Below are 12,633 nucleotides of genomic sequence, written 5' to 3'. Positions count from 1 at the left end.
ACGTCACCCCCCGCCAACGGTCGCTTTGGCGGCCTGCAGCCGGCGGTATTTTTGCCACAGGGTTTCGCGGCTCTCGACGTGGGCCGGGTTGACCGGGATGCAGCTCACCGGGCACACCTGCACGCACTGCGGCTCGTCGAAGTGCCCCACGCACTCGGTGCAGCGCTGCGGGTCGATGACGTAGTGGTCCTCGCCCATCGAGATGGCCTGGTTGGGGCATTCGGGTTCGCAGACGTCGCAGTTGATGCACTCGTCGGTGATCATCAGGGCCATGGGGTCCTCCCGCTGCCACGGGCTCACGTGCGCGCGCAGGCCTGGCGCAGGCGCTGGGCGACCACCGGGCTGACCATCTGGCTGACATCGCCACCCAGCCGCGCGATTTCACGCACCAATGTGCCCGAAATGCACTGCAGCGCGGGCTGCGGCAGCAAAAAGACCGTGTGCACCTCGGGGGCAAGCTTGGCATTCATGGCGGCCATCTGCGCTTCGTAGTCGAAGTCAGTGACGTTGCGGATGCCGCGCACGACGGTGGCCGCCCCTTGCTGGCGGCAAAAGTCCATGATCAGCCCGTCGAACGGCAACACCTGCACGTTGGGGCAATCGCGCAGCACCTCGCGCGCCAGGCTGATGCGCTCGTCCAGGCTCAGCAGCGTCTTTTTGTGGTGCGCGATGGCCACCGCGACGATGAGGCGCTCGAAGCGCTCGGCCGCGCGCCGGATCACGTCTTCGTGCCCCAGCGTGATGGGGTCGAACGTGCCGCTGGTGACGGCCACACGGGGGTTGGGCGTTGCAGCGTTCATGGGGCCGCATTATCCGCCGCGCGCAACAGGTGGGCGTGCACCTGGCCGGCCCGCAGCCGCCGGTGGACCTGCCAGCCAAGCGCCGCCAGCGCCGCGTCGTCCCAGGGCTGAGGGGCTTCCAGGTACGCCCAGCCCCGCGGCTGCACCAGCCGCCGCGCCTGGGCCAGCGCCGCTTCGAACAGCGCCGCACCGCCGTCGAACGGTGGGTCCAGCAGCACCAAGTCCCACGCCGCGGCCGGCAGCGCCGCCATCTGCGCCAGCGCATCGCCGGCGCGCAACTGCACCACGTCGGCCGCGCCCTGCAGGCGCTGCACGTGCTGCTGCAGGGTACGCAGCAGCGCCGCGTGGCGCTCGATCAGCACCACCGGCGCCGCGCCGCGCGAGGCGGCTTCCAGCCCCAGCGCACCGGTGCCGGCAAAGGCGTCGACGCAGCGCCAGCCGTGCAAATCCTGCCCCAGCCAGTTGAACAACGTTTCGCGCACACGGTCGGGCGTGGGGCGCAGGCCCGGCACCGCCGGCACCGGCAAGCGGCTGCGGCGCCAGCGTCCACCGATGATGCGCACCTCGCCCGGCGGGCCGCTGCGGCGGGCCGGGCTGGGCGCCGTCATGGCGCCGCCCCCACGACCACCGTCACCAGGCGCTGCGGGTCGATCACCCGCCGCCAGGCCTGCATCACCTGCTCGCGCGTCAGCGCCTGCACGCGCGCCGGCCATGTGCTCAGCTCATCCAGCGGCAGATCGTTCCAGGCCAGCGCCGCCACCTGGTCGGCGATTTTGCGGTTGGTGTCGAGCTTGAGCGCGTGGCCCAACACCAGGCTGCGCTTGGCCTCGGCGAGCTCTTGCACGGTGGGGCCTTCACGGGTGAAGCGCTGCAACACCTCGTGGATCAGCGCCACGGCCTGGTCGGCCTGCTCGGGCTTGGTCTGCATGCCCACGGTCCAGGCGCCGGCATGGCGCCCGGCGACGAAGTAGCTGTACACGCCGTAGGTCAGGCCACGGCGCTCGCGCAGCTCGTGCATCAGGCGCGAGGTGAAGCCGCCTCCGCCCACGATGTGGTTGGCCACCTGCAGCGCCAGGTGGTCCGGGTCGCGGCGCGCCACGCCGGGTTGACCGATGAGGATATGCGCCTGCGCCGCGCCCGCAAACGGCTCGCGCACTTGGGTGGCCTGCGCCAGCGGCTCAACCTCCGGCACGGGCGGCAGCGGCGCACAGCCATGCGCCGCCAGCCCGGCCAGCAGCGTGTCGGCCAGCGCGTCGGCCTGCTGGCGCGACACCGCGCCCACCAGCGTCAAGCGTGCGTCGCACACGCGCGCGTGCCGCTGCCAAAAGGCGCGCATGGCCGCGCCGTCGATGGCGGCCCAGGTCTGCGGCGTGGCTTCGCGCCCGTAGGGGTGCCCCCGGTACACGCCCTGGGCAAACAGGCGCTGCGCGCGCGCTTCCGGCTGCGCCTGGGCTTGCTGCCACGCCGCCACCAGGCGCTGGCGCTCGCGCTGCCAGACGCCGTCGTCGAACGCGGGCGCGGCCAGCTGTTGCGCCAGCAAGGCCACGGCGGCGTGCAGCACGTCGGGGCGCGTGAGCGTGCGCAGCGCGATGCTGAAGCGGTCCAACGTCGCGGTGGCCGACCACTGCGCGCCCAAGTCGGCCCACGCCTCGGCCAGCGCGTCCTCGCGGCGCTCGGGGGCCCGGCCCCAAGCCTGGGTGCCCTTGCCCAGCATCAGCGCGGTCGCGGCCGCCAGGCCCGCCTGGGGCGCGGGGTCGCGGCGGCTGCCGCCGTCGAACTCCAGCCGCAGGTCCAGCATCGGCAGCGCGTCGGTGGGCACCAGGTACACGCGGGCCCCGTCCGGGCGTGTCCAATGTTCGATGGTCGGCGCGGCCTGCACGGTCCCCATCACCACAGCCAACCACGCGCCGCACAGGGCCACAAGCGCGGCGCGCCATCCACGCTGCCGCGGCGTCATCGCGCGTCCTCCTGCGGCAGCAGCCAGCCGACGGTCAGCGTGGCGTCGCCAAAATAGCGCTGCGCCACGCGCTGCACGTCGGCCGGGGTGATGGTTGGCATGCGCTGCAGCAGCCGCGCCGAGGCGTCCAGCGGCCAGCCCAGCGCCCAGTGCTCACCAAGCTCGCGCGCCTGCGCAAAAGGCGAGTCGAGCGCGAACACCTGCTGCGCCGCCCATTGGTTGCGCACGCGGTCCAGCTCCGCAGCGCTGACGCCGTCGCGCGCGATGCGCTCGATTTCGGCCCGCAGCGCCTGCTCGACCTGTTGCGGCGCCACCCCGGGGCGCACGGTGGCCGAGACGAGAAACAGCGCCGGCCCCCGCGCCGACAGGTCGTAGCCGGCGCTGACGTTGTCGGCCAGGCGCGCCGCGGGGTCCGCCGTGCGCACCAGGGCACGCTCCAGCCGCGCGGCGCTGTGCCCGTCCAGCACCCCAGCCAGCAGCGCCAGGGCCAGGGCGTCGCGCGCCTCGGAGCTGGGGTCATCGGGGTGGTGCAGCTTGGGCACACGCCAACCCAGCAACACGCTGGGCTGGCGCACACGGTCGTGCCACTGCAACCGCCGCAGGCCGCGTTGCTCGGGCTCGGCATCGGGCGCCCGAGCCGGCAATACCCGGGCCGGCCGCGCGCCGAAGGTCTGCTGCGCCCAGGCCACGACCTGCTGCGGCTGCACGTCACCCACCACCACCAGGGCGGCGTTGTTGGGCGCGTACCACCGCTGGTAAAACCCCCGCACGGTGGCCGCGTCCAGCGCCTCCAGGTTGGCCATCCAGCCGATCACCGGCCGCCGGTACGGGTGCGCCAGCAGCGCGGTGGCCATGAACTGCTCATAAAAACGCGCCTGCGGCTCGTCTTCGATGCGCTGGCGCCGCTCCTCGCGGATCACCGCGAGTTCGCGCTGCAACGTTTCCGCGCTCCAGGCGTTGTGCGCAAAGCGCTCGGCCTCCAGCGCCATGGCCTCGCGCAGCGCGTCGGCGGGCACCTGCACGTGGTACACGGTGACGTCACGGCTCGTGAACGCGTTGTCGCGTCCGCCCAGGGCGGCCACGCGGCGCGAGTATTCCCCTTCCGCCAGCCGGGGGGTGCCTTTGAACATCATGTGCTCCAGCACGTGCGCCACGCCCGCTTCACGGTCGCTTTCGTCCATCGCGCCCACGCGCAGCCACAGCATCATCACGGCGGTGGGGGCGCGTCGGTCGGGCTGCACGATCACGGTCAGCCCATTGGGCAGCGTGGCGGTGTGGACACGGGCGGCTTGGTCCACGACCGCCGCCGGCTCGGCTGGCGCCGCCCACGCAGGCGCCCCCGGCCCCACCACGGCGCACGCCACGGCGCACGCCACGGCGGCGGCCGCGAGCCATGCGCGTCCGCGCTGGCGCATCGATGGTCGTAACGGGTTCAACACTTTCATAGAATGGCGCCCATTCTAGGCAGTGCCCGCTATGTTCCGTTTTTTGAAAGAAAAGTTCTTCGGTGGCGCCAAGCCGCCGGCCCCTGTCGCGCCGCCCGCGGACGACGCCCCGGCAGCGCCGGCCGCGCCGCCAACCGAACCGGCACCCGCCGCAGCGACCGTCCCCGTCGCGCCACCCGCCCCGCCCGCAGCACCCGCTGCGGCGGCCGACACCGTCCCCGTGCCAGCGACCCCTGGGGCGTCGCCGGAACCCTCGCCCGACGCCAGTGCCGCCACGCGCCAAGGTTGGCTGACGCGCTTGCGTGACGGGCTGCGCAAGACCGGCTCGGCGCTGACGGCGGTGTTCGCAGGCGCACGCATCGACGATGCCCTGTACGAGGAGCTGGAGACCGCCCTGCTGTTGGCCGATGCCGGCACCCAGGCCACGCAACACCTGCTGAGCGACCTCCAGCGCCGCGTCAAGGCCGCCGGCGCCACCGACGCCGCCCAGGTGCGCACCCTGCTGGCGGACGCGCTGACCGAATGGCTGGCGCCGCTGCAAAAGCCGCTGGAGGTTGGCGCCCAAGCGGACGGCCCCACGGTGTGGATGGTGGCCGGCGTCAACGGTGCGGGCAAGACCACCACCATCGGCAAGCTGACCTGGCATTTGGCGCAGCACGGCGCCACGGTGCTGCTGGCGGCCGCCGACACCTTCCGCGCCGCCGCGCGTGAGCAGCTCGGCACCTGGGCCGAGCGCAACGGGGTGGACATCGTGGCGCAGGAGGGCGGTGACCCGGCGGCGGTGGCGTTCGACGCCGTCAGCGCCGGGCGCGCGCGTGGCAAGGACGTCGTCATCGTCGACACCGCGGGGCGGCTGCCCACGCAACTGCACCTGATGGAGGAGCTGCGCAAGGTCAAGCGGGTCGTGGCCAAGGCGCAGGCCGGTGCGCCGCACGAGGTGCTGCTGGTCATCGACGGCAACACCGGCCAAAACGCGCTGGCGCAGGTCAAGGCGTTCGACGCCGCGCTGCAGCTCACCGGCCTGATCGTCACCAAACTGGATGGCACCGCCAAGGGCGGCGTGCTGTGCGCGATCGCACAGTGGGCGCGCGAGCAGCGGCGCACCCTGCCCGTGTACTTCATCGGCGTGGGTGAGCGGCTGGAAGACCTGCAACCGTTTGACGCGCGCGAGTTCGCTCAGGCGTTGCTGGCGTAAGAGGCGCCCCGCCCAGCGCCGCTCGGGGTTTATCCCGATCGCGCCCCGGTACGGGGCACGCTATCGTCCCCCGTGTGGCCAAGGGGTGCTGCCCCCGCAAAAACCCTGATTCCGAATATCAGCACATCGTGATACAAACAGACGGCTCGATGCACCCCCATCCAGAGCCCCATCCCCAACCCCAGCGAGGAGCGTCACACGCATGAAAACCATACGCTATGCACTCACCGCCGCGCTGCTGAGCGCCGCTGCCGTGTCGGCCCACGCGGTCGACCAGGTCAAGGTCTGGGCCGCAGCCTGCGCCAACTGCCACGGCACCAACGGCCACGCCCAACCCGGCATGGAGGCCCTGGCCGGCAAGGACAAAGATGACTTGACGCAAAAGCTGCTGGACTTCAAGGCCGGCCGCAAGCCTGCCACCATCATGCACCAGTTGGCCAAAGGCTACAGCGACGACGAGCTGCGCGCCATCGCCGCGTACTTTGCCGCTCAAAAGAAGTAACCCGGGAGTCCACGCCATGATGCAACGTCGCCAATTCGTCTCCACCGTCGCGGCCGGTTCGGCCTTGGGTTCGCTGGGGCTGCTTTCGGGTTGCGCCACCACCGGGTCGGCCAGCGGCCCGCACGTCATCGTCATCGGCGGCGGCTACGCCGGCGCCACCGCGGCCAAATACACGCGCCTGTTCTCCGAAGGCAAGGTGCAGGTCACGCTGATCGAGCCCAACGCCAATTTCATCTCATGCCCGATTTCCAACCTGGTCATCGGCGGCATCAAAAAAATCGAAGACATCACGATCCCTTACGACAACCTGGAAAAGCGCCACGGCGTCAAGATCGTGCGTGACCGCGCCACCGCCATCGACCCCGACAAGCGCGTGGTCAAGCTGGCCAGCGGCGGCGAGCTCAAGTACGACCGCCTGATCGTGTCGCCGGGGATCGATTTCATGTGGGAGACCCTGCCCGGCATGGGCAAGCCCGGCGCGCAGGACAAGGTGCTGCACGCCTGGAAAGCCGGCCCGCAAACGGTGGCGCTGCGCAAGCAGCTCGAAGCCATGCCCGACGGCGGCGTGTACGCGCTGTCGATTCCGCTGGCGCCGTACCGCTGCCCGCCGGGGCCGTACGAGCGCGCCTGCATGGTGGCGCACTACTTCAAGAAGGCCAAGCCCAAGAGCAAGGTCATCATTTTCGACGCCAACGAGGACATTCAGTCCAAGAAGGCCTTGTTCCTCAAAGCCTGGGACGAGCACTACAAAGGCATCATCGAGTACCGTCCGAAGCACCGCGTCGTGGACGTGGATGCGGCCACCAACACCCTCAAGTTCGAGTTCAACGAAGACTTCAAGGCGGCCGTGGCCAACGTCGTGCCCAACATGCGCGCGGGCGACATCGCGGTGCAAGCCGGTTTGGCCACCGCCAACAAGCGCTGGTGCGAGGTGGACTTCCTGACCTTCGAGTCCAAGGCGGTCAAGAACGTGCACGTGCTGGGTGATGCGATCCAGATCGCGCCTGCGATGCCCAAATCGGGCCACATGGCCAACCAGCACGGCAAGACCTGCGCCGCGGCGGTGGTCAGCCTGCTGCTGGGTCAGGAACCGCCCAAGACGCCGCTGTACGCCAACACCTGCTACAGCTTCGTCACCGACGAAGACGTGGTGCACGTGGCCAGCGTGCACCGCTACGACCCGGAGAAAAAGACGATGCTGACGGTGCCCGGCTCGGGCGGGGTCTCGGCGCGCGCCAGCGAGCTGGAAGGCCGCTACGCGTTGGCGTGGGCGCGCAACATCTGGGCCGACACGCTGGCGTGACGTCCCTGGGCAGCCCCGGCACCGTCCGGGGTGGGTGAGCCGCTGGCCACCAACCCCACGGTGCGCGGGGCTTTTGACCCCGGTATACATTGTTTTATCAGTATTGACTGAATCAATCGCCGGATCTTTGACATGACCACCATGGTTCGATCCCCTTCTTTCGGCGGCCTGCGGCGGTGGGCCGTGGCCGCGGTGGCGTTGGCGGCGGCGCACATGGCCCATGCCCAAGCCGACGAAGCCCGCGCACGCAAAATCGCCAACGGTGTGTGCTTCATGTGCCACGGCGAAAACGGCGAATCCACCAGCGAAATCTTTCCGCGTCTGGCGGGGCAGCACAGCGAGTACATCACCAAGCAGTTGCGTGCCTTCAAAAGCGGCGAGCGCAAAAGCACCGCGATGGCCGAAATGGTGGCCAAGCTGACCGACGACGAAATGGTGGCGCTGGGGCGTTATTACGAAAAAATGCCCACCACACGGGAAGAAGCCAAGGACCCGCAACTGGCGTTGGTGGGCAAGTACCTGTACCACAACGGCAACAAGTTCAGCGGTGTGCCGGCGTGCGCGTCGTGCCACGGCGCCGACGGCTACGGTGCGGCCAACCTGCCACGGCTGGCAGGGCAATTGCCTGGCTACCTGTTCACGCAGCTCAAGCAATTCAACAAGCGTCAACGCACCAACGACAACGTCGTGATGCACACCGTGGCCGAGAAGATGACCGAGCTCGAAATGGCGGCGGTGGCCGAGTACCTCGGCTCCAAATAACCAGGCGGCCACGGCCCGGGTTGACACCCGGCTGGGCAGGCAGGGGCAGCCGGCCCGTTGCTCAGGGCGCGTCGTGCAACTTGGCGTGGATGCGCCGGGTGGTGCGCCACACCGCCCACAGCACCAGCGGCATCAGCGCACCGGCGGTCAGCTCAGGATGCAGCGGCACACCGGCCGACTTCAGCGCCTTGGCGCCGTACAGCACCAGGCTGATCACGTAGTACGAGATCGCGGCGATCGACAACCCTTCCACGGTGGTTTGCAGGCGTAGCTGCAACGTTTGGCCGCGGGTGAGTTTTTCGAGCAACTGGCGGTTTTGTTCTTCGCGCGCGATGTCCACGCGCGTGCGCAGCAGCGCGCTGGCGCGCGCCACACGCTGCGACAACGCCGCCAGGCGCTGCTCCACCGAAGCCACGGTCGCCATGGCCGGAGCGAAGCGGCGCTGCATGAACTCGCTGATGGTTTGCGTGCCCGGGATGGGTTGCTGGCGCAGCTCGGCCGCGCGCTGCTGCACGATGCGTTCGTAGGCCCGCGTGGCCGAAAAGCGGTAGCCGTGCCCCGCGATGTGGTGCTCGATGCGCGCCGCCAGCGCCACCAGCGCGTCCAGCAGCACCTGGTCGGAGGCGGCCTTGGCCTGCATTTCCGCGGTCAGACGCGCCAGTTCCGCCTCGCCTTCGGCCAGCGGTCCGGCCAGGGTCTTGGCCACCGGCAGCCCCAGCAACGCCATCATGCGGTAGGTTTCCAGCTCCAGCAAACGCGCCGTGATGCGGCCGGCGCGGGTCTCGCTCGTCGTGGGCGGCGCCAGCACCAGCATGCGTTCAAAACCGTCGGGCCGCAGGTGAAAGTCCGTCACCACCATCGAGTGCGACGGCTGCCCCAGCAGCGACGCCACCACCGGGCGGCCCCCGAACCACGGGCGCGCACGCTCCAACAGCGCGACGGGATCGTTCAGCCGCTGCGGGTCGATGGCCAACTCCACCGCGCACAGGGTGCGCCCGGGAATCGTCGCCAGCCACCCCGGCGGCAGCAACGGATGGGGCTGCAGCACCGGCTCGCGCGCCCCCAGGCCTGCGCCCTCGGGCAGCGGCTGCACCAACGAATAGCGCGTGAACTCGGTGTGGCGCTCCCACTTGAGCGTGTAGCCGCCACCGAAGCGCAGGCGCACAAAGTTGCGCTCAAGGTCGTCAGGCCCCAACCCCTGCTGCCCCGGCAGCCGACGCAAGTGCTCCAGCTCCTCGGCACGACTGACACCGTCGTTGAGCACCGCGACGTACACCACCAGCGCCGGCAACCGGATACGCGCCGGCGGGCGAGCGTGGATTTCTTCGTGCAACACGCGGCGACGTTCATCGTCAGGGGGTAGCACTGGCGAATCTGAAAGTGGGGGCGCAGGCCAGTCGTGTGACATAGAGCAACATTAGCACATGAATAGGTTGCTCGTTGGACGACGGCGCGGGTACGATGTATCCCCATCACCCACCCAGGGGCGGCAGCATGCCGCCCCCCACACACTCAACCCGTAAGCCTGATGTCGGCGATGCATCGTTGGGCCGCGGTCTCGGTCGTGTTGGGCCGGCCCTGGGTCCTGTTGACGCTACTGGCCGCACTGGTGTGCGGCCCGGCGCACGCCCGCTGGTTGCCTGAGGCGCTGATGCGTCACAGCGTGCCTGCATGGGTCATCGATCCGGCGGACGGCACCATCCTCGAAGCCAATGCGGCGGCGGTCGAGCTGTACGGATACCCCGACATGGCGCTGGGGCGCGTCAACATCCAGCAGATCAACCAGCTGTCCGAGGCTGAGATCCGGGCTGAAATGGCGCGCGCCCAACAGGAAAAACGCGGCTACTTTTTATTCCCGCACCGCTTGGCCTCTGGCGAGGTCGTCACCGTCGAAGTGCACAGCTCGCCCATCCCCGGCCCCCAGGGGCGTGTCCTGTTGCTCTCGCTGTTGCTGCCCGAGAGCCGCAGCGTTACGCTGGAGCGCGAGTTGCAGCGCTACCAAACCCGGCTGGAAAACCTTGTGGCCCAACGCACCGACCAACTGCTATCGGCCGAGCGCAAGCGGGCGCGGATGCTGATGATGGCGCTGGGCGCGTCTGCCTTGGCGACCCTGGTGTTGCTCGTGTTGCTGCGGCAGTTGCGCCTCGGTAACCAGCGCCAGCGTGAACTGGCCACCCAACTGCAGGATGTGCTGCGGGGTGCGCGTTTGGGGCTTGCCCAGTGGGATTTGCAGCGCGATCGCATCGCGCTGGATGATCGGCTGGGCCGCCTGCTGGGTCTGGAAGGCGATACCCCGGCATGGCGCGCGGCGGAGCTGGTCGAGCGGCTGCATCCTGGTGATGTGCCGGCCCTGCGGCAGGCGCTGGTCGATCACCTCAAGGGCAAGACCGAGGCCGCAGACCTGCGCTTTCGGGTACGACACAGCGATGGCCACTGGCTTTGGCTGCAAGTGTGGGGGCGCGTCACGGCACGAGACCCTGCCACAGGCAGGGCGCTACGGCTGGCAGGCGTGGTGCGCGACGTCAGCAGCCAAGTCGCGCTGGAAGAATCACGCGCCATCGCACTGAGCGTCTTTCAGGACGCGGGTGAAGCCATCGTCGTCACCGACGAGCGTGGGGTGGTGCTGGAAGCCAACGAGGCCATGTTGCAACTCAGTGGCTACAGCCGCGAGGAGCTGATTGGGCGCGGGCGGCTGCCTTGGCGACCGGCAGACCGGCTCGGCTCCTTGACCTGGGCCCGCGTGCAGCGCACCCTGCTGCGCGAGGGCCGCTGGCGCGGCGAGGCTTGGTGGCGGCACCGGGACGGGCGCGAGATTCCCGTGGTGGAGACGATCTCGGCCGTACGCGATGCCTAGGGACAGATCATCCGCTACGTGGCGGTGGCGCAGGACATTTCGGCCATCAAAGCGCAGCAGCAGGCCCTCGAATACCAGGCGTTCCATGACTCTTTGACGGGTTTGCCCAACCGGGCGCTGTTGACCGACCGCCTGGCGCTGGCCATCGCCCACGCCCACCGCCAGCAACGCAAGGTCGTCATCGCCTACCTTGACCTGGACGGTTTCAAGGACATCAACGACAACCACGGCCACCCGATCGGCGACGCTGCACTGCGTGAGGTCGCCCAGCGTCTTCAACGGGTGCTGCGCGAAGGTGACACGCTGGCCCGGGTCGGCGGCGACGAATTCGTGGTGGTGTTGGCGGATCTGGAGCCCGGTGCACGCTGGCAACCCATCGTCGAGCGGCTGTTGAGCGCGTGCTCGGAGCCGCTGGTGACGCTCGACGCGCGGCTGCAACTCAGCACCAGCATCGGGGTGACCCTGTACCCCGACGATGGCGTCGATGCCGAGGTGCTGTTGCGCCACGCGGACCAGGCGCTGTACCGGGCCAAGCGCGACGGTAAAAACCGCTGGGTGCTGTTCGATCCCCACGAGGACCGGGCCGCCGCGGCCCACGCCGAGCTGTTGGCCGAGGTGCGCCGTGCGTTGGCCGCGGGCAATTTTGAACTGCACTTGCAGCCACGCGTGCGGCTGCACGACGGCGCGGTACAGGGCGCCGAAGCGCTGCTGCGTTGGCGTCACCCCACCGATGGTTTGCGCCTGCCAGGGCGCTTTTTGCCCGCCATCGAGCACGAAGACGTGATGATTGAGTTGGGCGATTGGGTGCTGCATGAAGCGCTGCGCATCCTGTCGCAGTGGCGTGCTGCGGGCATGGATGACTACACACTGTCCATCAACGTGGCGGCGCGGCAGCTGCGTGACCCCGGGTTTGGCGAGCGCCTGCAAGCGGCGTTGCAGCAATACCCCGAAGTCTTGCCGCAACGGCTCGAGCTGGAAATCGTCGAATCGAGCGCCTTGGATGGTATCGATACGCTGGAGCGGCTGTTGCAACGCTGCCGCGCACTGGGGGTGGGTGTGGCCATCGACGATTTCGGCACTGGCTATTCATCGCTGGCGTACCTGAAGCGCTTGCCCGCCAATGTGGTCAAAATCGACCAATCGTTTGTGCGCGATGTCTTTGTCGATCCCAGCGACCTGCGCATCATTGAAGGCATCGTGGCGTTGGGCCACGCGTTCAGCTTGCAGGTGGTTGGCGAGGGGGTCGAGACCTTGGAGCACGGCACTTTGCTGCTGCGGCTGGGCGCTGACGTGGCCCAAGGCTGGGGTATCGCCCGTGCCATGCCCGTGGACACTTGGACGTCATGGGTGCGCCACTGGCAAGCGCCTCAGCAGTGGCTGCACTGGGCACCGTTGGCCCGCTCACCCTGGTCACGGGCCTTGGCGCAGGTGGAAATCGAGCACCGCATCGTGATGGCGCGCGCCTTGATGGGCGAACCCGTGCCCCAGCATGCACGTTGCCCCGTGACCGAGCTGCTCGACCAGATACTGCCCCGAGGAGCGAAATCGTGGCCTGAAGTGATGGACCTGCATCAGGCCCACGAAGCGTTTCACCGAATCGCCAACCAAGCCGCCGCGCAACGGCGTCAACCGTCGGACACGGCGACCCGCGACGCCCTGCAACAAGGACACGCCGCTTGGATTGCAGCCTTGGAAGCCCTGCAGGTTCGCCTGGCGCAACCTCTTGCGGCGTCGGAGTGGTCCGATACCCAAGCCTCACTCCCCCCGAGTCCTCCGATCAGCATCTGGGGTCAAACATCGTGGGCGGGCTGACAA

12 protein-coding genes are annotated in these 12,633 nt (G+C 69.0%); 6 read left to right on the top strand and 6 right to left on the bottom strand.

Translation table 11 applies throughout. The features are described 5' to 3' along the window. Window positions 1-3: 3 nt before the first annotated feature. The 5 genes from EDC36_RS08900 to EDC36_RS08880 are packed head-to-tail and all read right to left on the bottom strand — an operon-like array spanning window position 4 to window position 4,202. Window positions 4-273 (bottom strand): YfhL family 4Fe-4S dicluster ferredoxin, encoded by a 270-nt coding sequence (locus EDC36_RS08900; protein WP_132962904.1) that lies wholly within the window; start codon window positions 271-273, stop codon window positions 4-6. Window positions 274-296: 23 nt separating this feature from the next. Next, window positions 297-800, bottom strand: coding sequence for a pantetheine-phosphate adenylyltransferase (gene coaD / locus EDC36_RS08895; RefSeq protein ID WP_132962903.1), 504 nt, complete (start codon window positions 798-800; stop codon window positions 297-299). Continuing rightward, entirely contained in the window at window positions 797-1,408 is a 612-nt protein-coding gene (gene rsmD, locus EDC36_RS08890) for a 16S rRNA (guanine(966)-N(2))-methyltransferase RsmD (protein WP_185971221.1), read from the bottom strand. Before rsmD ends, coaD begins: the two co-directional genes overlap by 4 nt. Beyond that, complete coding sequence (locus EDC36_RS08885; protein WP_132962901.1) at window positions 1,405-2,757, bottom strand: M16 family metallopeptidase; 1,353 nt, start codon at window positions 2,755-2,757, stop codon at window positions 1,405-1,407. The genes rsmD and EDC36_RS08885 overlap by 4 nt, the downstream gene beginning before the upstream one ends. Further along, window positions 2,754-4,202, bottom strand: coding sequence for a M16 family metallopeptidase (locus tag EDC36_RS08880; protein ID WP_243646541.1), 1,449 nt, complete (start codon window positions 4,200-4,202; stop codon window positions 2,754-2,756). The genes EDC36_RS08885 and EDC36_RS08880 overlap by 4 nt, the downstream gene beginning before the upstream one ends. Before the next feature lie 31 nt (window positions 4,203-4,233). On the opposite strand from EDC36_RS08880, the gene ftsY reads away from it, so the two are divergent. The 4 genes from ftsY (at window position 4,234) to EDC36_RS08860 (ending at window position 7,964) form a co-directional block, all read left to right on the top strand. Continuing rightward, window positions 4,234-5,397: a signal recognition particle-docking protein FtsY gene (gene ftsY, locus EDC36_RS08875; protein WP_132962900.1), complete on the top strand. Its 1,164-nt coding sequence runs from the start codon at window positions 4,234-4,236 to the stop codon at window positions 5,395-5,397. A gap of 202 nt (window positions 5,398-5,599) precedes the next feature. Further along, complete coding sequence (locus EDC36_RS08870; protein ID WP_132962899.1) at window positions 5,600-5,899, top strand: c-type cytochrome; 300 nt, start codon at window positions 5,600-5,602, stop codon at window positions 5,897-5,899. Between the two features lie 19 nt (window positions 5,900-5,918). Further along, on the top strand, window positions 5,919-7,202 hold the full coding sequence (locus tag EDC36_RS08865) for an NAD(P)/FAD-dependent oxidoreductase (RefSeq protein WP_132962933.1): 1,284 nt from the start codon (window positions 5,919-5,921) through the stop codon (window positions 7,200-7,202). Between the two features lie 132 nt (window positions 7,203-7,334). Further along, window positions 7,335-7,964, top strand: a complete 630-nt coding sequence (locus EDC36_RS08860; protein ID WP_243646540.1) for a c-type cytochrome — start codon at window positions 7,335-7,337, stop codon at window positions 7,962-7,964. 61 nt (window positions 7,965-8,025) lie between these two features. Here EDC36_RS08860 and EDC36_RS08855 read toward each other — a convergent pair whose 3' ends face one another. Further along, the gene (locus EDC36_RS08855) at window positions 8,026-9,372 is read right to left on the bottom strand and encodes a DUF3422 family protein (RefSeq protein WP_132962898.1); all 1,347 of its coding nucleotides are present in this window, start codon (window positions 9,370-9,372) and stop codon (window positions 8,026-8,028) included. Between the two features lie 129 nt (window positions 9,373-9,501). Between EDC36_RS08855 and EDC36_RS08850 the strand changes: the two genes are divergently transcribed. Both EDC36_RS08850 and EDC36_RS08845 read left to right on the top strand, forming a co-directional pair. Continuing rightward, window positions 9,502-10,818 (top strand): PAS domain S-box protein, encoded by a 1,317-nt coding sequence (locus EDC36_RS08850; protein ID WP_165902842.1) that lies wholly within the window; start codon window positions 9,502-9,504, stop codon window positions 10,816-10,818. 18 nt (window positions 10,819-10,836) lie between these two features. Further along, a complete protein-coding gene (locus tag EDC36_RS08845; RefSeq protein WP_132962896.1) occupies window positions 10,837-12,630 on the top strand; it encodes a putative bifunctional diguanylate cyclase/phosphodiesterase in 1,794 nt (597 codons plus the stop codon). Window positions 12,631-12,633: the final 3 nt, after the last annotated feature.

Origin of the sequence: Tepidimonas ignava (assembly GCF_004342625.1) — a bacterium.
Lineage (GTDB): Bacteria > Pseudomonadota > Gammaproteobacteria > Burkholderiales > Burkholderiaceae_C > Tepidimonas > Tepidimonas ignava.
This window is presented reverse-complemented; position numbering and strand designations above follow the sequence as displayed.